Here is an 18,784-nt window from a genome sequence, read left to right on the forward strand (position 1 = left end):
AGTGGCGTTACTTTTCTGGCGAGCATTCTCCGCGCATCAGCGCCCATTCGTCGCACTGTCGGCCATTGGGAAACCGGCAGATGCCGGCCTCTCCCTCGGCCGTTTTCACGATTTCCAACGTCCCCCCGCGCTGGACGCAATTGACGGATGCCGGATTAGGCAGGCCCGTGCGCGCCGCGGGTTGATCCTTGCTCGCGTCGGCGACGCATGACGACAAGAACAATGCAGAGGCCGCTGCCAAAGAGACGTCAGCGAACACGGCCGCGAATGTTTTTTTCATCTCGATAACTCGGCGTGATGTCGTTAGTTCTCACGCAGACTACATGACCTGTCTCGATCTTCATTCTTCGAATGAAGGCATAAATACATGGCGCAACTGAATTTTTCAAATCCGCCTAGTTGAGAGGCAAAAGACCGTTGCTTAGGTATTCTTCACACAGTAAATTGAAGCCGATCGTAACCCGCTCGTTAACGTAGATCTAGCCGCCGCCGCTAATGCGCTTCGGACCGTCTGCTCGCGCGAAGTATCGATGCCAATTTCTGTCTCGGGCCGACCGGCCTGACATTTTGTGTGGAGCATCACATGCAACAACGTACTTCCCGTTTCGTCCAACTCACGCTGGCGGCAGCCGCCGCCAGCGTTGCCTTGCTCGCTGCGTCAGCGGCACAGGCGCAACAGGCGGCGAACGCAACGCAAGCATCCAGCGCGACTCCGGCCGTGGGCGATGCGGTCGTCGTGAATATGGTCGCAAAGATCACCAAGATCGACCTTCATGACGGCGTCGTGGACCTGAAAGGGCCGAAGGGCCACACCGTCGCGGTCGGGATCGATCCGACGGTCGCTGATATCAAGAAGCTGAAGGTCGGCGACGAAGTTCACATGCAATACCGCGGTGCGCTGCTGTTGTCGGCCGACAAGGTCGACCCGAAGAACACGCATTCGCGCGTGACCGCGGAACAGATCGCGCCTGCATCGGATGGCGTGGTGGTGAGGACGGCCGGTGTGCAAGTCGTGGCGACGATCCAGAAGATCGACCCCGTCACGCGCGAAGTGACGCTCTCGGGCGCGAAGCGCATCGTTACGCTGAAGGCGTCGCCGGATGTCGCGCTCGACAAGTTCAAGGTCGGCGACAACGTCATGGCGACCTATGTTTCCGCCACGGCAATCGATGTGACGCGCAACGGTCAGATCGTGAAGTAATTCCCGGCAAGGCGCTGGCTGGGTGCTGGGAAAAGCGGTCGTTCAACAGTTGAACTCATCATCCAGTCGGATTCAATGCTTTGGTTCAGGTCAGTTTTGCCTTGGCGTCACGTGCCTCTTGGGCGAGATTCCGAAAATGTCGAGCGCCTGTTAGTTGGCGTCGTCATGCGCCTCAGGCGTACAACCCGACGTGATTCATCCGCTGATGCTTCGTGCGCGCGCCGGGGTCGCGCGGCGCTGCTACGCGTGATGTTCGGCGAAGGCATATTTACTGGCCGCAATTTCAGCCTTGCCGAAGGCGGCTGATTATTTGAATAAAGAAAAAGGCGAACGATGCGAAGTTTCAAAAAGGTGGCGCTTTTAGCCGCGGTAGCAGGCGCAATCGGTATTGCGCAAAGCGGTGTATTTGCGACAGAAAAAGCGGCCGCGCAATCCACGCTGCACAAACCCGACGCCGTCGCAATGGATGCACTCGTCAAGATGAGCGGTTATCTGCAAACTGTGAAGCAGTTTTCGCTCGACGTCGATTCGACGACAGATCGGATCATGGTGAACGGCGACACGACGCAGTTGATTCAGTTGTCGCACAAGACAAAGCTGACCGTGAATCGCCCCGATCACCTCAAGGCCGATATCGTCGGCGATGCGTCGGGCACGAGCCGCCATGCCTATTTCAACGGCAAGCACTTCACGCTATATACGCAACCCGACAATTATTATGCGACGGTCGCCGCACCCGCGACCATCAAGGAGCTCACTGGCGCGCTTGAAAGCAGATATGGGATCGAGTTGCCGCTGAGCGATATTTTCACGCTGGGCTCGAATCCGGATGACATGAAGCGCGTGCTTTCGGCTGCCTATCTAGGCGATGAAGTCGTAGGCGGCGTCACTTGTTCGCACTACGCATATCACGAAAGCGCGGTGGACTGGCAAATCTGGATTCAGAAGGGCAATCAACCGCTTCCGTGCAAGCTGAATATCGTGACGTTGACCGACAAGCAGCGACCGCAATACACCGCGGTGTATCACTGGAATCTAAACCCTGAAATCAACCAGAAAACGTTCGAATTTTCGGCGCCTGAAAATGCACGTCAGATCAAGTTCGCTCAAATCGCAAATGCCCAATAGTGCTTCAATGAAGAGAACATCGATGAAAGCGAAAAAATTCTTGACGACGGCAGGCGTGGCGCTGATGGCGCTCGGAATCGCGTCGTCGGCGAGTGCGTTTCAGGTTCGTGGCGGCGCGCGGACGTCAGTAGGCGGTGGTAACTGGCAGGCTGCCCATGAAGCGAACGTCGAGACGCGGCAGTCCAATCGCACCGAGCGCGAGAGCAATCGACAGGAGACCTATCGGCAAGTCAGCTCCAATCGCGCTGACGTCGTGAACAACTACAACAATAATCACGGATGCTGCGATCACGGCGGATGGTACGACGATCATCCCATCGCGACCGCCGCCGCCGTCACCACGGCAGCAGTCGCAACAGCGGCCGTCGTGGGATCGATCGTCCGCAGCCTGCCGCCGAGTTGCTCGGCGGTCAACATCAATGGCGCCGTGTACCAGCAATGCGGCTCCGCGTGGTATGAGCCTCAGTATTCAGGCACGACCGTGCAATATGTCGTCGTGAATCCTCCTCGCTAAGCGTCGGAATATCTCTTCGCGAACGCGCGCTCGCTCATCCCGGAGAGCCAGCGCGCGGCACGCTTCAACGGCCTGCTAGGGCCTCGGTACCCCTTCTTCCACGAGCAGGGCCACCGGCATCACCCCCAGCGCATCGCGCAAGAGCAGGCGCTTGCCGTCGGCTTTGGGCGCATTGGGACTCAGCCAATCGAACAACGCGCGCGAATGCAGCGCTTCGGGCAATACGATCGATGTATCGCCCCAGCGCTGTGGATCGACTAATGGCAGCTCGCTCCGCGCGTCCAGCAACGGCGCCGCGAGCCGCGTCGCGATCACGATGGCGAACGCACTTCCCGCATGCCGCGCATACGCAATCACGCGCTCCGCATGCTCGCCCTGCACGTCGAGCGGCAAATACTCGCCCTGCGCGAACAACGACTCGCAATGCTTGCGCAAGGCCAGCGCGCGCCGCACGAGCGCCAGCTTGACGCGCCCGTCGCGCCAGTTCGCAAGCTGCTCCGAAGGCGGTCCTTTCTCCTCGACTTCCTCGAGCCACTTGCGACGCAATTCATAATCGACCGGCCGACGATTGTCCGGATCGACGAGACTGAAGTCCCACAACTCCGTGCCCTGATAAAGATCCGGCACGCCGGGCGACGTGAGCCGTAACAGCGTCTGCTGGAAACTGTTTATCGCGCCGAGCGGCGCGATGCGCGCGACGAATGCCGACAACTCCTGCAGGAAGCCGCTACGCCGCTGCGGCGCGACGATATCGAACAGGAAGTCCTTGCACGCGTTCTCATACGCTTCGTCGGGCGCGAACCAGCTCGTGCGCGTCTTCGATTCGCGCAATGCCTTCAACTGCCATCCCGCGACACGCTCGGCGAGCGCATGAACGCCCGCTTCGTCGTCGGGTGCGAGCGTGGTCGGCCAGCAGCCGACGAGCGTCTGATACAGCATCGCTTCAGCGGCCGGTCCGGGCGCCCAGTCGTCGATGTCGCTCATCTCGCCGTGTCCGCCGCTCGGTCCGCGTCGCAACGGTGTGTTCAACGTGGACCACTGTTTGAGCGTGGCCGCCCATTCGTCGGGGATCTCGCTCAACGCCGCGATGCGCGCACGCACGTCCTCGCCGCGCTTGTGATCGTGTGTCGCCGTGCAGAGCATCGCGTGCGGGAACGTATCGAGGCGTTCGCGATTGCAGGCGTGAAAAGCATCGACGGACAATGCAAACTCGCCCGGGTCCGCGCCGACCTCATTGCGCGAAATGAGACGTCCATACCGATAACATGCCGTATCCTCGACGGCCTTCGCCGCCACCGGCGATGTCAGTTGCGAGAACAGCGTCTGTGCCGCGCGACGCTGCGAACCGCTCGACGGCGGCGGAGTCTGGCCCGCCTGCGCCTGATTGCGATCGCGCTCGCGATTGCGCTCCGCCGCGCGATCCCGTCCGCGTTCCGGCCGCTCGTTGCGGTCGCCGCGTTCGCTGCGCTCGGGTTGCGGCGATTCGTCGGGCAGCTTGCCGCCGAGCCATTGCGCGACCTGATCGAGCACGACATGATCCGCGCGCGCGAGCACGGCGCGCGCGGCGTCGAACGCCCGTGCAAAAAAGTGCTCGTCCTCGGGGCCACGCACGCCGCCCACGGGATAGATGCGATACACCGGAAATTGCACGACGAGCTCCGCAACCGCGCGCCTGATCGACGTGAACGTGAAATCGCGCGTGGACTGCGCATCGCGCGCGATCCGATGCAATGCGCGCGTCACGCGATCCAGTTCCGCCGCGAGATTCTCCGCGAGTATCTTGCGGCGCGCGGCGAGCGCTTCGTCGGCGAAGCACGCACTCTTGCCCGTGATCTCGGCCCATAGCGCGGCGAGCGGCTCCGCGCCAGCCGGATCGTGCAACAGCGCGCCGACATCGTTCATGAAGTCGTAGCCGGTCGTGCCGTCGACCTGCCAGTCGCGGCGCAAAGGCTCGCCGCGCGCCAGAATCTTTTCGACGACGAAGTAAGTGCGCCCATTGCCGTGCCGCAATGCCTCGGGTCGTCCCGCCGACAACTCTTCGAGCCGCGCGCGCAGGCGCTGGCAATACTCGCGCGGTTCGGCGAGACCATCGACGTGATCGACTCTCACGCCATCGATCAGGCCTTCGGTAAAGAGCCTGAAGACGAGCGCGTGCGATGCCTCGAACACCTCCGGCCGTTCGACGCGCACGCCGCCGAGCGTGCTCACATCGAAGAAGCGCCGCCAGTTCACTTCGTCCGCGGCGGTGCGCCACCAGGCGAGGCGATAGTGCTGGCGTTCCAGAAGCCGGTGCAGACGGTCCCGGCCCGCAGTCGTGTCCGGGGAATGCGCGGCGAGAATCGCCTCGATCGCGGCCTGGCCGCCCTCGGTCTGCGCGATGGTGACGAGCGCGGTGCGTGCATCGGCGGCGCGCGGCTGATCGGCGGGCTGCGTCGTCAGGCCGACGAAGCGCTGCGCGAGCTCGGGCGCTTCCTGAAACACGGCGGGGTAGTCGACCGGGCAGACCGGAAACGCATTCGAGTAGTACTCGATGACGAAGCGCCCTTCATCCGCGCGATAGGCGAGCTTGATCTTGCCGCCCTGCAACTCGTCGCCATAGGATGCGCCGAGGAACGGCGCGAGCACCTTGCCGCGCAAAGCGGGATCGGGCGAATGCCAGTCGACGTCGAAAAAGCGCGCATGCGCGGCATGCCGGCCCCATTCGAGGATGTCCTGCCACCACGCGTTCTCCGATCCGCCCACGCCCATGTGGTTCGGCACGATATCGACGATGAGCCCCATCTCGTGCGCGCGCAGCTTCTCGACGAAGCGCCGCAGCCCGTCCTCGCCGCCCAGTTCGGGATTGACCCGCGTGTAGTCCACGACGTCGTAGCCGTGCGTGGAGCCGGCGGTCGCGGCCGTGATCGGTGACACATAGGCGTGACTCACGCCGAGCCGCGCGAAGTAATCCACGAGCGCGGCGGCATCGTCGAAAGTGAAGCCCTTGTGAAGCTGGAGCCTGAGCGTGGAACGCGGTACGGTCATGGTGATTCGGGTTTCGATAGGGGTTCGTTCGGTTGCGCGGAGCGCTTGCGCGCGGCATCGACGGCGAGCAGGCGGTCGGCGAATGCATCGTCGAGAAACAGTTCGTCGACGGGCCGCGCCATGCGCCTTCTCCAGTTCGGATGCTCGTCGATCGAGCCCGGCAGGTTCGGCTGCTCCGCGAGCGCGAGCAAGTCTTCGAGCGGATACGTGACGAGCGGCGCGGGCGTCGCGGCGACGAAGGCGAGCGCTTCATCGACGGGTGCATTGTCGATGTCGGGCGCATTCACGGCGTCCGGCGCAATGCCCGCGTCCTGAAACGCGCGCCACAAATGCCCGCGATCTTCGCCGCGCTCCTCGAGAGCCACTTCGACGGCGTCGCGGCCATCCGCGCGCGCCATGGTCTGGCCGATCTTCGAGCGCCACACGATGTCCTCGCCGCGCCACCATCCGGTGACCGTCGGCAGATCGTGTGTGGTCGTCGTTGCGGTCACGCCGCTGTCCCATTCGCGCGGCGGCTTGAAACCCGGGCCGTCCACTTCGCGTTCGAACCACAGCACACGAATGCCAAGCAAGCCGTGCTCCTGCAAACGCTCCGTGAAGCCGGGCGGCACGGTGCCGAGATCCTCGCCGATCACGATCGCGCGATGCCGCCACGATTCGAGCGCGATGAGACGCAGCATGTCGTCGAGCGGATAGCGCAGATAGGCGCCGTCCTTCGCGCTTTCGCCTTCGGGCACGAGCCACAGCCGGCGCAAGCCCAGGATGTGATCGATGCGGATGCCGCCCGCGCGCGCGAACGAAGCACGCAGCATGTCGATGAATGCGGCGAAGCCCTGCGTGCGCATTGCGCGCGGCGAGAACGTCGTCAGTCCCCACGATTGTCCGGCCTGATTGAAGAGATCCGGCGGCGCGCCGACGGACACGCCCGTGAGCATTTCATCCCGATACGACCACGCATGACTGCCCGCGCTGTCGCAACCGACGGCGAGGTCCGCGACGAGCCCGACGGCCATGCCCGCGTCGCGCGCGGCGTGCTGCGCGTGCATGAGTCCCTTCGCGGCGAGCCATTGCGTGAACAGATGGAAATCGACTTCGCGGCGATTGGCGTTCGCGAATTCGGTCACCGCTTCGCTGCGCGGATCGCGCAACGCATCGGGCCAGTTGCGCCAGTGGCCTTCGCCGTTCTGCTCGATCTGCGCGGCCTGCAGCGCTTCGAAGCGCGCATGATCTTCGAGCGGGCGTCCGCCTTCTTCGACGAACGCGGCGAAGTCCTTCGCGAAGGGCGAGTCGCGGTCTTCGGAGAACGTAGCGAAGAGCGCGCGCAGAATCGCGAGACGCGCTTTCGATGCGCGCGGCCAGTCGATCAGCGTCAATCCTTCGAGCTCGACGAGTTCTTTCGCGACGCCCGCCTTCTCGATCGCCGCGCGCGCGGCCGGTGCGCCGAGCACGGCGGCCGGATCGACATGCGCGATGTTGAGAAAGAGGCGCGACGATGGCGAGTAGGGGCTGAACTTGTTCGGCTCGGCGCTGAACATCGCGTGCATCGGGCTGATCGCGACGGCATGTCCGCCGCGCTTCGCCGCTTGCGTCGCGAGCGATGCGAGCGCGGTGAAATCGCCGATGCCGCCATCGCCGTCGCGTCGCAGGCCATACACTTGCGCCGCGACGCCCCAGAGCGGCGGCGCATTCGACGCATCTTCGTCGAGCGTGCGCCACGCGTCGTCGAGCGTGTAGCAGCGCGCGGGCGCGACCGCGAGCGTCGTGCGATGGTCGTTGATGACGAGCGTGTGGTAGCCCGGCTCCGCGATCGGCGAGAGCAGCGCCGTTTCGCCCTTGGGCGACGTGAAGCGCCCGTCGATCACCGCGCCGCTTTCCAGCTCGATGCGATAGCGCGCGCCCTGTTTCGCCGCCGACACCGGCAGCGCGATGCCGCGATCCACTTCGGCCGTGATGAGCGGCGGCAGCTTGCGCCCGCTCATTTCGGCATCGACGGCGGCCATGCTCTGCTTGAGTTGCGTGGCGTTGCCGCACGGCAGGCCGAGCTTTTCGAGGAGGATGCGCAGCGTCGTTTCCGGCACGCGCTGCATGATCTTGTGCGCGTTCTGCCATTCGATCTCGAAGCCCGCGCGCTCCGCGAGCGCTTCGATGCTGCTCACGGGACGCGTGGCGGCGCCCGTCGGGTGGGTTTTCGTCGCGGCGGCGCTCACGAGATTTTCCCTTCGGCGGATGCCGGTTCGAAGCGTCGCGCGTCGTGCGCGATCGCATACTCGTTCACTTCGCCGGTGAGCCAGGCGAGGAACGTGCGGCCGCCGAGTTCGCCGTCACGCGCGCGATCCTGCGCGCGCGCCGGCGTCTCGAAGACGATCTTGCCCGGCGGCTTCTCTTTCAGTGCGATGCCCGTGTCGCCGAGATTCAGCGCGACGGTGAGCGTCTCGCCGTCGCCGAGCTTCCATCGCGCGACGAGCGCCTTATTGCCGAGCACGTCCGCGCCGAGCGATTTCGCGCCCTTCAGACGCGGCGTGACGAGCTTCGCGCGCACCGTCAATGCGGAGCGATAGAAATGCAGCCAGGCGAGCCGGTCCGCTTCGTCCTGTTTGTCGCCGATGTCGGGCGAGGACATCTCGAACGTTTTTTTGTCGTTCGGATCGGGAATCTGCGCGCGGCGCTTTTCGTCGCTGAATGCGGAGAACTTCGCGAACTCCTTGCGGCGGCCTTCGCGCACCGCGTCGGCGAGCTGGTCGTGGTAGTCGGTGAAAAAGAGGAACGGTTGCTTCGATCCGTATTGCTCCTCCATGAACAGCAGCGGAATCTGCGGCGAAAGCAGCAGCAGGGCCGTCGCGGCGAAGAGCGATTCATCGTCGGTCAAGGAACGCAGCCGGTCGCCCATCGCGCGATTGCCGATCTGATCGTGGTTCTGCAGGAACATCACGAAACGCGTGGGCGGCAGATGCGCGCTCGGTTCGCCGCGCGGCTTGCCGTCGTGTATCGGCGACGGATCGCCCTGATACGCGAAGCCTTCCCCTAGAATCCGCGCGAGCTTTTCGATGGGCTTGTCGCAATACGCGCCGTAGTAGCTCTCCTGTTCGCCGGTCAGCAGGACGTGCAACGTGTTGTGCGCGTCGTCGTTCCATTGGGCGTCGAAATGCGTTTCCAGCAGATTCGCCGTGTTGTGCTCGTTCTCCAGCACGAGATGCACGTGACGGCTCGCCTCGACGGAACCGCGCACACGATGCGCCATCTCGCGAAGCCATTCGTCGTCGTTGATCGCGTGCACCGCGTCGAGGCGCAGGCCATCGAAACGATATTCGTTGAGCCAATACAGGGCATTGTCGAAGAAGAGGTCGCGCACCTGCGGACGCTCGAAATCGATCGCCGGGCCCCACGGCGTATGCACGCCTTCGCGGAAGAAGGTTTTCGCATACGCGTGCAGATAATTGCCGTCCGGGCCGAAGTGGTTGTAGACGACATCGAGAAAGACCATCAGGCCGAGACCGTGCGCGGTGTCGACGAGCTTCTTCAGATCTTCGGGGCGGCCATACGACGAGTCGGGCGCATAGGGCAGCACGCCGTCATAGCCCCAGTTGCGCGTGCCGGAAAAATCGTTGAGCGGCATCAGTTCGATGGCCGTCACACCGAGCTGCGCAAGCTCGGGAAGGCGCGCGGTGACGCCTGCGAACCCGCCCATCGCGCCGACGTGCAGTTCGTAGAGCACGGTTTCTTCCCACGGCCGGCCGTGCCAGTTCGTGTGAGTCCAGCGATACGCGCGCGGATCGATGACTTCGCTGGGCCCGTGCACGTCTTGCGGCTGAAAGCGCGAAGCGGGGTCGGGCACCGCGAGATCGTCGTCCAGCCGATAGCGATACAGCGTGCCCGCGCCGCCATCGGCTTCGGCTTCGAACCAGCCGTCGCCGGTCGCCTGCATGTCGATAAGCTCGGGCGTGCCGCCCGCGCGCTGGATTTCCACTTGCACGGCTTCGCGCGAAGGCGCCCAGAAGCGGAAACGCGTGCGCGGATGCTCGCGCGCGGCGCCCGTCAGATGAGCGCCGAAAGGAAGGCAATACGCATGGTGATGCTTGTGCGGATCGATCGGACGTTCGGACATGATTTCCTGCCTGTATTGCTGCTGTGGGGCTGCGTGAGTCAGTGAGGCGAATCGATTTCGGGCTCCCGATGCGAGGGCATCGTGCCGGGATCGGGCGGCAAGGCCGTCAGCAGACGCGGTCCCTGATGCGCGCCCGCCATCCAGACCGCCTGCCAGTCGGCATCGCCGGTCGGCTCGGCCAGCATCACGACGATGCTGTGCGCGGCCAGGGTAAGCTCGCTGCCCACGAGCGGCCGCGTCACGGAATCGGGCTCCGCGCTATCCAGGAGCACGTTCCATTCCAAGTGGGGCGCGGGCGGCGTGAACACGAGCGTCTGTGACGATCCGTTGAACAGGAGCAGCAGTACATCGATTTCACCGTCGACGCCCGGGCCGGCGCGCCGCAGCGTGAGCGCGCGGCCTTCGGGGTCCTGCCATGCTTCGATCGCGAGCGCGCTGCCGCGTTCATCGAACCAGCTCACATCGTAGAGTCCGGGCAGCACTTCGCGGTCGCCGTACAGGAAGCGCGTTTCGCGCAGCACCGGGTAGTTTTTGCGCAGCGCAATAACTCTCGCGACGAACTCCGTCATCTCGACGCCCGGCGGACTCTGCGCGGCGTCCCAGTCGATCCAGGAGATCTCGTTGTCCTGGCAATAGGCATTGTTGTTGCCCTGTTGCGAGCGGCCGAATTCGTCGCCGCCGAGCAGCATCGGCGTGCCGAGCGAGAGCAGCGTCGTCGCGATCATCGAGCGGGCGAGACGCGCGCGCACTTCGAGGATCGCGGGATCTTCGGTCGGGCCTTCGACGCCCCAGTTCGCGCTGCAATTCTCGTTGTGGCCGTCGTTGTTGCCCTCCTGATTCGCCTCGTTGTGCTTGTGCGAGTACGCGGTGACATCCGCGAGCGTGAAGCCGTCATGTGACGCGACGAAGTTCACCGATGCCCACGGTTTCCTGAAGCGGCGATTGAAGAGTTCCGCGGACCCCGTGAGACGCGCCGCGAGGTCGGGGCGCATGCCCGAATCGCCGCGCCAGAAACGTCGCACGCCGTCGCGATACTTGTCGTTCCATTCGGCGAAGCCCGGCGGATGATTGCCGACCTGATAGCCGTCCGGCCCGATGTCCCACGGCTCGGAGATGAGCTTGCGCGTGGAGAGGACCGGGTCCTGGCGGATTGCGTCGAAGAAGCCCGAGCCCGGATCGAAGCCGTGGCCTTCGCGGCCGAGCGTGACGCCGAGATCGAAACGAAATCCGTCGATGTTGAATGCCGTGCTCCAGTAGCGCAGTGAATCCATGACCATCTGCAGCACGCGCGGATGCGACAGGTTCACGGTATTGCCGCAGCCGGTCTCGTTGATGTAGTGCCGCTCGTCGCCGGGAATCAGGCGGTAATAGCTGGCGTTGTCGAGGCCGCGCCACGAGACCGTGGGCCCGAGTTCGTTGCCTTCGCACGTGTGGTTGTAGACGACGTCGAGAAACACTTCGATGCCCGCCGCGTGCAACTGGCGCACGGCGATGCGCATTTCGTTGAGCCGGTGTGTCGACAGATACGAGGGTTCCGGCGCGAAGAACGCAGCGGTGTTGTAGCCCCAGTAGTTCCTGAGACTGCGTTCGACGAGAAAGCGGTCGTTGAGAAACGCGTGCACCGGCAGGAATTCGACGGCGGTGATGCCGAGCTTCTGCAGATGCTCGATGAACCACGGCGACGAGAGCGCGGCGAATGTGCCGCGTTCGTGCTGACGGATATCGTTGCGCATCATCGATGCACCGCGCACGTGCGTTTCGTAGACGATCGTTTCGCCCCAGGGCGTGTCGGGGCGTACGTCGCGGGACCAGTCGAAGGCGTCGTCGGTGACGATGCACTTGGGCATGGCGGGCGCGGAGTCGCGGCGGTCCATCGACATGTCGAGCCGGTTCGAATGCACGCGATAGCCGAAGAGCGCATCGGACCAGCGCCAAGGGCCGACGAGCTTTTTCGCGTATGGGTCGAGCAGCAGCTTGTGCGGATTGAAGCGATGGCCTTGCTGCGGCTGATACGGCCCGTGCGCGCGGAAACCGTAGACGGTGCCCGGATGCGCGCCGGGCAGATAGCCGTGCCAGATTTCATCGGTGCACTCGGGCAGATCGAAGCGCATCAATTCCTTGCGGCCGGTGCTGTCGAAGAGACATACCTCGATGCGGTGGGCGTTCGATGAAAACACCGCGAAGTTGACGCCCAGACCGTCCCAGTTGGCTCCGAGCGGGTAGGGGGCGCCCGGGAGCAACTTGTCGGGGAGTGCATTTGCCATGTGCAGCCGTCCTCTGGGTTCTTCTAGCCTTCTGCTGGGTTGGGGGTCGGGTAAGTTTATGCCGTTTGTTTTTCGTTGCGGGGGTGGTGCGGTTTTTTGTCTTTGGCCTTGGTCTTTTGTGGAATCCTGATTTCGCGGTTGTCTTTTGGCAGTGCACCCTTTTGTGGTGCCGCAGTCGCCTGGTTTGCTGTTGCCTTCATGGAATCCTGTGTTCGCATCGGTCTATTGGCACTGCCCCTGTGCGGGGCGGCAGTCACTTTCTTTGCTGCTGCAAAGAAAGTAACCAAAGAAAGCAGCTCTCCCCATCCAAAGTACTTCACACCGGCCCCGGCACAGGCGATTGGCCTAATGGTCCGCCAGTAGCGAGTGCCCTCACAAGCAGAACACGGCTTGGATCGCGCACGATCCGCCTCATCGCACCGCAATCCTTGCGGGTTCAGCACGAAATGGCTCCGGCCCGCTTCGCAGCCGATGGGTCCATCGGGTCGGCGCGTGCTTCTTTGCTAACACTTCCATCTCACCGCGCGTGCTTCTCGTCGGTTTCCCTTGTGGACTCGGCGGCAGCGCGTAGCGCTGTGCCGGTGCTGTTTCGTGCTGAACCAGTGTCCTCGAATCACTAGCTTGTCAGACCGTGTGCGAGCCAAGCCCTGTTCTGCTTGTGGGGGCACCCGCTATTGCCGTTCCATTCAGCCAATCGCCTGTGCCGCGGCCGGCGTGAAGTACTTTGGATGGGGAGAGCTGCTTTCTTTGCCTACTTTCTTTGCAGCAGCAAAGAAAGTAGGTGCCGCCCCGCACAGGGGCAGTGCCAATAGACCACCGCGATAACGGGATCCGGCGAAAACCCCCACAAAAGATCCCTCGAAAAAGATCGCTCAATCAGCCCGCAACACAATCGTCGCCAATGGAGGCAACGTCAATGCCGCCGACTGCTCCCTCCCATGACTCGGATAGTCATCCGTATGAATAACCCCGCCATTCCCCATATTCGACCCTCCATAAACGGAAGCATCGGAATTGAAGATCTCGCTCCAGCGCCCGCGCCGCGGCAACCCTACGCGATAAGCCGACCTCGGCACCGGCGTCATGTTGCACACCACGACAAGATCGCGCCCTTCGGCATCCGTGCGCCGATACGCATAGACGCTATTCGCATTGTCATCACCGACGATCCACTCGAATCCGCGCGAATCGCTATCCAGCTTGTGCAACGCAGGCTCGCTCGTATAAAGCAGATTCAGATCGCGCACGAGTTTCTGCAATCCGCCGTGCAGCGCGTCATCGAGCAAGTGCCAGTGCGGCGATTCATCGTGATTGAATTCGGCGAACTGCCCGAACTCGCCGCCCATGAACAAAAGCTTCTTGCCCGGATGCGTCCACATGAAGCCGAAATACGCGCGCAGATTCGCGAATTTCTGCCAGCGGTCGCCTGGCATCTTGTTGATGAGCGATCCCTTGCCGTGCACGACTTCATCGTGCGACAACGGCAACACGAACCGCTCGGAGTACGCATACACCATCCCGAACGTATAAAGATGATGGTGATACTGCCGATAGACCGGATCTTCCTGCATGTAATGCAGCGTGTCGTGCATCCAGCCCATGTTCCACTTGAAGTCGAAGCCGAGGCCGCCGCTTTCGACATTCGCCGTCACGCCGGGCCATGCCGTCGACTCCTCCGCGACGGTGATCGCGCCCGGAATCTGCCGCACTTCATGATTCAGCCGCTTCAGGAACGCGATCGATTCGAGATTCTCGCGCCCGCCGTAGATGTTCGGCACCCACTCGCCCGCCTTGCGCGAATAATCGCGATAGAGCATCGACGCGACCGCATCGACACGCAGGCCGTCGACGTGATAACGCTTCAGCCACGCTATCCCCGATGCGATCAGGAACGCGCTCACCTCGTTGCGGCCGAGGTTGTAGATCATCGTGTTCCAGTCCTGGTGATAGCCCTCGCGCGGGTCCGCATGTTCGTAAAGCGGCGTTCCGTCGAATTGCACGAGGCCGTGCGCGTCGTTCGGAAAGTGCGCCGGCACCCAGTCGATGATCACGCCGAGTCCCGCTTCATGCGCCCGGTTCACGAACTCCGCGAATTGCTCCGGCGTGCCGAAGCGCGCCGACGGCGCGAACTGCCCGAGCGGCTGATAACCCCACGAGCCGCCGAACGGATGCTCAGCGATCGGCATGAATTCGAGGTGCGTGAAGCCCATGCCCTTCGCATACGGAATCAGACGCTCGGCAAGCTCGTGCCAGTTCATGCCGCGATTGGCTTCCTCCGGCACGCGCAGCCACGATTCGGCATGCGCCTCGTAAATGGCGATCGGCGATTGCGGCGTCTGCTTGCCGCCGCGCGTGGCCATCCATTCGGCATCGGTCCACGCGTAGTGATCGATCGCGTCCGCATCCGCGACGACCGATGCCGTCGACGGCGGTTTCTCGCTCTGCATCGCGCAGGGATCGGCCTTGAGCGGCAGCGTGTGGCCGTCGCGCGTGACGATCTCGTACTTGTAGCGCGTGCCCGCGCCGATGCCCGGAATGAACAACTCCCACACGCCGGCATCGTGACGCAGGCGCATCGGATGACGGCGGCCATCCCACGTGTTGAAGTCGCCGACCACCGACACGCGCCGCGCATTCGGCGCCCACACCGCGAAGCGCACGCCCGCGACGTTGCCGTGCGTGACCGGCCGCGAGCCGAGGCATTCGAGCACCGCGTAAGGGTCCGCCTGCGAGAGGCGCGCGAGCCAGTCTTCGGTGAGCACGGGGCCGAACGAATACGTGTCGTGCGTTTCCTGCGGCGTGCCGTGCCAGTCGATCCGAAGACGATATGCCGCCGGCCTTTCGACGAAGCCGGCGTAAAGCCCCGCATCGTGGATGCGCGCGAGCGAGCCGATGTGCTCGCCGTTGTCGCGATCCGCGACGCTCACCGACGATGCCCCCGGCAGGAACACGCGCACGACATGTCCAAGATCGGTTTCGTGCAGGCCGAGCATCGAGAACGGATCGGGATGCCGGGCTTCGACGAGCGCGTCGATGTCGAGCGGATTGAGTCCGTGCGCCGGATTCCTGGTATCCGCCGGATCGCTACGAGTGTTCATGTTGAGTTCCATCCGGATTGTCCTTGGTTGCTCCGAACACGGGTCGCGTGCCCGGCGCGGGCGGCTCGCCCGTGTCTCCGAGCAAGCGGCTCGCGAGCGACGCGAGACCCCGCAACGGAAGGCCGATCCAGGTCGGCCGGTTCGCTGCTTCGTAGCGGATTTCGTAAGCGGCCTTCTCGATCAGGAAGAGATCGAGCAACGGTTGAAACACGTCTTCGGCCGCGATCGTTTCGGGCGACGTGGCGATCGCCTCCATGTACTCACGCAAGAAGCTCTCCTCGGCGAACGCACGCATGCGCTCGAAGAGCGCGCGCTTGCGATCCGCCGTCTGCGCGGGCGCGTTCTCGGTCGTCGATTGCGCCGCCGCGCTCGCGTACGAGAGCGAGCGCAACAGGCCCGCAACATCGCGCAGCGGACTCGTCTTCTTGCGGCGCTCGTCGAGCGCACGCGCGGGCTCGCCTTCGAAGTCGATGAGATACGCATCGCCCTGAGCCATCAGCACCTGGCCCAGATGGAAGTCGCCGTGGATGCGGATGCACAGCGCATCGGCATCGGGCGCGACGAACTTCTTCACCGTATCGACGAGCATCTCGCGACGGTCGAGCAGGCTCTGCGCGAGGAAACGGTCGTGCTCGCTGAAATCGCCGATCTTCTGCGCAAGGATGTCGAGCGCCGATCCGAGCAGCTTCAGCGTGCCGTCGATCCAGCCCTTGACGTCCTTGTGCGTGGCGCGCTTCGGCGAGAAGGCTTCGTCGTCGGTCGGCGATGCGAGCGCGACATGCAACTCGCCCAGCCGCTTGCCGATGACGCCCGCGATGCTGCCGTAACCCGCGAATCCTTCGGCCTGCGCATCGCGTTCCTGCGTGTGCTCTTCGGACTCCACCGCGACCGCGAGCTCATCGACGGTGCGGCGCAAATAGTCGAGTGCGTAGTTCCACGCATCGCCCTGGTTGTCGATGAAGCCTTGCAGGATGACGAGCGTATGCGGCACGCCTTGCGGATCGACGCGCACGACTTCGCCGTACAGCGGGCCGGTGTTCGCATAGCCGAGCTTCGTCAGATAGCGGCTCATCTCCGCTTCCGGATGAATGCCGCCGACGATGCGCCGCACGAGCTTCAGCACGACCTTTTCACCGATCACGAGCGAGCTGTTGCTCTGCTCGGCCGCGAGCCAGCGGATTTCGGGCAGATCGGCGGGATAGTAGTTGAGCTCGCTGAGACGCTCGGTCGGGATGAAGCGGATCTCGCTCTTCTGCACCGTCGGCACGACCGCGCGCTCCTTGAGCTTGCGCATCACGCCATAGGTGAATTGCGGCACGGCGAACGCATCGGTCAGATGCCCGATGTTGCGGTTGCGGCGCACGCGCGCCAGCGCGAGCTGCATATAGAGCGGCGAGGTCGTCTCTGTGCCCCACGCGATGGACAGCGGCAGCACGTAGCGTTCGCAATGATCGCCGACGTCGGCTTCGATCTCCGTGAACGCGAAGCCCGCGCCTTCGATCGTCGTCAGCGCGGCGAGGCGCACCGCATGCAGCTTCTGATCCTTCGATGCGAACCAGCGGCGCTTGCTCAGATAATTCGGCAGCACTTCCGACTCGAGCAGGCGCACGTTCTCCGGCGTCGGTCCGGTCTGTCCCGCGCGAATCACCATCGTGACGAACTCCGGCAACTGCTCGGACGGCGCCTGCGCCCACGCGGGCCGCATGTTGCCCGGGCAAAGCTGGAACCACAGGAAGCCGTAAGGCGGAAAAGTCAGCAGATAAGTGAGCTTGCCGATGGCCGGGAACGGCGAGTCCGCCGTCATTTCGAGCGGCACCGATCCGTCGAATTCCGACAGGTCCAGCTCGACCGCCTGCGGCGCGCGCGACAGATTCGCGACGCACAGGATCGGCGGCTCGCCTTCGACCTCGCGCAAGTACGCGAGGATCTTGCGATTCGCGGGCCGCAGGAAGCGGATCGTGCCGCGCCCGAACGCATGCTTCGAGCGGCGCACCGCGAGCATCTTGCGCGTCCAGTTCAGCAGCGAATGCGGATCGCGGCTCTGCGATTCGACGTTCACCGCGTCATAGCCGTAGAGCGAGCCCATCACGGGCGGCAACACGAGTTGCTCGGGATCGGCGCGCGAGAAACCGCCGTTGCGATCGGACGACCATTGCATCGGCGTGCGCACGCCGTCGCGATCGCCCAGGTGGATGTTGTCGCCCATGCCGAGTTCGTCGCCGTAATAAATCACGGGCGTGCCGGGCATCGACAGCAGCAGCGAATTGATCAGTTCGATGCGGCGGCGGTCGCGCTCCATGAGCGGCGCGAGACGCCGGCGAATGCCGAGGTTCAGGCGCGCGCGCCGATCGCTCGCATACGTGTTCCACAGATAATCGCGCTCGGAGTCCGTGACCATTTCGAGCGTGAGCTCGTCGTGATTGCGCAGGAAGATGGCCCATTGATTGGTCGTGCCGAGATCGGGCGTCTGCCGCATGATGTCGGTGATCGGAAAGCGGTCTTCGCTCGCGATCGACATGTAGATGCGCGGCATCAGCGGGAAATGGAACGCCATGTGGCATTCGTCTTCATCGCCGAAGTATTCCTTCACGTCTTCCGGCCACTGGTTCGCTTCCGCAAGCAGCATGCGGTTCGGATACTCCGCGTCGATGGTCGCGCGGATCTTCTTGAGGATCGCGTGCGTCTCGGGCAGATTCTCGTTGTTCGTGCCTTCGCGTTCGACGAGATAGGGCACCGCATCCAGCCGCAGCCCGTCGATGCCCATGTCGAGCCAGAAGCGCATCACGGAAAGCACTTCCTTGATGACCGCGGGATTGTCGAAGTTCAGATCCGGCTGGTGCGAATAGAAGCGGTGCCAGTAGTACTGTCCCGCGACAGGATCATGCGTCCAGTTCGACGGCTCCGTGTCGATGAAGATGATGCGCGTCTCTTCGTACTTCTTGTCCGTGTCGGACCACACGTAATAGTTGCGATGATTCGATCCCGGCTTCGCATGCCGTGCGCGCTGAAACCACGGATGCTGATCCGACGTGTGATTGATGACGAGCTCGGTGATCACGCGTATGCCGCGCGCGTGCGCTTCCTGAATGAAGCGCTTCACATCCGCGAGCGTGCCGTAGTCCGGATGCACGTTGCGATAGTCGGCGATGTCGTAACCGTCGTCGCGGCGCGGCGACGGATAGAACGGCAGCAGCCAGATCGCATCGACGCCCAGCTCCGCGATGTAGTCGAGCTTCGCGAGCAGGCCGGGGAAATCGCCGATGCCGTCGTTGTTCGCATCGAAGAAAGACTTGATGTGAACCTGATAGATGATCGCGTCTTTGTACCAGAGCGGATCGTCGCTGAGAATCGAGGCTTTCTTGTTGCGCTTCACCCTTGTATCCACGGTTTCGCTCCAATGTCCTTATGGGCTGAATGCGTGACTATTCGCCCTTGTTATTGGTGTGCTCTCGT

At 63.4% G+C, this 18,784-nt stretch carries 11 protein-coding genes; 3 read left to right on the top strand and 8 right to left on the bottom strand.

Annotation, left to right across the window (positions count from 1 at the left end; genetic code table 11):
- Nucleotides 1-7: 7 nt before the first annotated feature.
- Nucleotides 8-280, bottom strand: coding sequence for a DUF333 domain-containing protein (locus tag U4Y90_RS04535; protein ID WP_321792681.1), 273 nt, complete (start codon nt 278-280; stop codon nt 8-10).
- 303 nt (nt 281-583) lie between these two features.
- Here U4Y90_RS04535 and U4Y90_RS04540 point away from each other — a divergent pair, with 303 nt between their 5' ends.
- From U4Y90_RS04540 to U4Y90_RS04550, 3 genes are all read left to right on the top strand, one after another.
- Nucleotides 584-1,201: a hypothetical protein gene (locus tag U4Y90_RS04540; protein WP_321792683.1), complete on the top strand. Its 618-nt coding sequence runs from the start codon at nt 584-586 to the stop codon at nt 1,199-1,201.
- 333 nt (nt 1,202-1,534) lie between these two features.
- Entirely contained in the window at nt 1,535-2,329 is a 795-nt protein-coding gene (locus tag U4Y90_RS04545; RefSeq protein ID WP_321792685.1) for a DUF2092 domain-containing protein, read from the top strand.
- Nucleotides 2,330-2,351: 22 nt separating this feature from the next.
- Entirely contained in the window at nt 2,352-2,843 is a 492-nt protein-coding gene (locus U4Y90_RS04550; protein WP_321792687.1) for a hypothetical protein, read from the top strand.
- A gap of 75 nt (nt 2,844-2,918) precedes the next feature.
- Here U4Y90_RS04550 and treY read toward each other — a convergent pair whose 3' ends face one another.
- The 7 genes from treY to treS all read right to left on the bottom strand — a co-directional run bounded on the left by treY (nt 2,919) and on the right by treS (nt 18,704).
- Nucleotides 2,919-5,867, bottom strand: coding sequence for a malto-oligosyltrehalose synthase (gene treY / locus U4Y90_RS04555; RefSeq protein WP_321792689.1), 2,949 nt, complete (start codon nt 5,865-5,867; stop codon nt 2,919-2,921).
- Nucleotides 5,864-8,074 (bottom strand): 4-alpha-glucanotransferase, encoded by a 2,211-nt coding sequence (gene malQ, locus U4Y90_RS04560; protein ID WP_321792690.1) that lies wholly within the window; start codon nt 8,072-8,074, stop codon nt 5,864-5,866. The genes treY and malQ overlap by 4 nt, the downstream gene beginning before the upstream one ends.
- On the bottom strand, nt 8,071-9,969 hold the full coding sequence (treZ, locus tag U4Y90_RS04565; protein WP_321792692.1) for a malto-oligosyltrehalose trehalohydrolase: 1,899 nt from the start codon (nt 9,967-9,969) through the stop codon (nt 8,071-8,073). The genes malQ and treZ overlap by 4 nt, the downstream gene beginning before the upstream one ends.
- A 38-nt stretch (nt 9,970-10,007) precedes the next feature.
- Entirely contained in the window at nt 10,008-12,233 is a 2,226-nt protein-coding gene (gene glgX / locus U4Y90_RS04570; RefSeq protein WP_321792694.1) for a glycogen debranching protein GlgX, read from the bottom strand.
- Between the two features lie 56 nt (nt 12,234-12,289).
- The gene (locus U4Y90_RS04575; protein ID WP_321792696.1) at nt 12,290-12,676 is read right to left on the bottom strand and encodes a hypothetical protein; all 387 of its coding nucleotides are present in this window, start codon (nt 12,674-12,676) and stop codon (nt 12,290-12,292) included.
- 429 nt (nt 12,677-13,105) lie between these two features.
- Nucleotides 13,106-15,331, bottom strand: coding sequence for a 1,4-alpha-glucan branching protein GlgB (gene glgB / locus U4Y90_RS04580; RefSeq protein WP_321792697.1), 2,226 nt, complete (start codon nt 15,329-15,331; stop codon nt 13,106-13,108).
- The gene (gene treS / locus U4Y90_RS04585; RefSeq protein ID WP_321793420.1) at nt 15,318-18,704 is read right to left on the bottom strand and encodes a maltose alpha-D-glucosyltransferase; all 3,387 of its coding nucleotides are present in this window, start codon (nt 18,702-18,704) and stop codon (nt 15,318-15,320) included. Before treS ends, glgB begins: the two co-directional genes overlap by 14 nt.
- Nucleotides 18,705-18,784: the final 80 nt, after the last annotated feature.

Origin of the sequence: Caballeronia sp. J97 (genome assembly GCF_905220305.1) — a bacterium.
Taxonomy (GTDB): domain Bacteria; phylum Pseudomonadota; class Gammaproteobacteria; order Burkholderiales; family Burkholderiaceae; genus Caballeronia.